This is a genomic window from Streptomyces alkaliphilus (genome assembly GCF_014141535.1).
Taxonomy (GTDB): Bacteria; Actinomycetota; Actinomycetes; order Streptomycetales; family Streptomycetaceae; genus Streptomyces; species Streptomyces alkaliphilus.
In genome coordinates this window covers 1-937 of record NZ_VKHT01001440.1, presented here as the reverse complement: position 1 = coordinate 937, position 937 = coordinate 1, and the positions used below count along the sequence as shown (strand labels likewise).

Annotated in this window: 1 protein-coding gene; it reads left to right on the top strand. The window is 72.1% G+C overall.

Annotated elements, in window-relative coordinates; all coding sequences use genetic code 11:
- Positions 1-43 precede the first annotated feature (43 nt).
- Complete coding sequence (locus tag FNQ90_RS24970) at positions 44-832, top strand: exodeoxyribonuclease III (RefSeq protein ID WP_143618878.1); 789 nt, start codon at positions 44-46, stop codon at positions 830-832.
- Positions 833-937 lie beyond the last annotated feature (105 nt).

The window sequence follows — 937 nt, the reverse complement described above, 5'->3', positions numbered from 1 at the left end:
CCCCCGTACCCATCCGACCACTTCCACCACGCCCGGAGCACCGATGCGCATCGCCACCTGGAACGTCAACTCCGTCACCGTCCGTCTGGAACGTCTGGTGGCCTGGCTGGAGCGCAGCGGCACCGATGTGCTCTGTCTCCAGGAGCTCAAGTGCGACCTGGCCGCCTTCCCGGCGGAGCGGCTGCGCGAGGCCGGGTACGAGGCCGTGGTGGCGGGGACCGGGCGCTGGAACGGTGTGGCGGTGCTCTCCCGGGTGGGTCTGGAGGACCCGGTACTCGAACTGCCCGGGGCCCCGGGGTACGAGGGGGTGGTGGAGCCGCGCGCGGTGGCGGCGGTCTGCGGTGGGGTCAAGGTGTGGTCGGTGTACGTGCCCAATGGCCGGGACGTCGAACACCCCCATTACGCCTACAAGTTGAAGTGGCTGGCGGCGCTGCGCGGAGCGGTGGTGGAGGACGCGGCCGGCGAGCGGCCGTTCGCCGTCCTCGGCGACTTCAACGTCGCCCCCACCGACGAGGACGTGTGGGACATCGGCGTCTTCACCGGGACCTCGACCCACGTGACCGAGGCCGAGCGGGCGGCGCTGGCGGATCTGCGCGGGACGGGACTGCGGGACGTGCTGCCCCGACCGCTGAAGTACGACCACCCCTTCACCTACTGGGATTACCGGCAGTTGGCCTTCCCGAAGAACAAGGGCATGCGGATCGACCTGGTGTACGGCAACGCCGCCTTCGCGGACGCGGTGCGGGACGCCCACGTGGACCGGGAGGAACGCAAGGGGAAGGGGGCCTCGGACCACGCCCCGGTGGTGGTGGACCTGGAGTCGGTGGGCTGACCCGGCCCCGTCGGGCACTCACCGGGAACCCGTCGGAGGCCCACCGGGAAGGGGCCGGTCGGAGCGCCGGGGCCGCTTTCCGCTCCGGGCCCGCCCCTCCCCGGT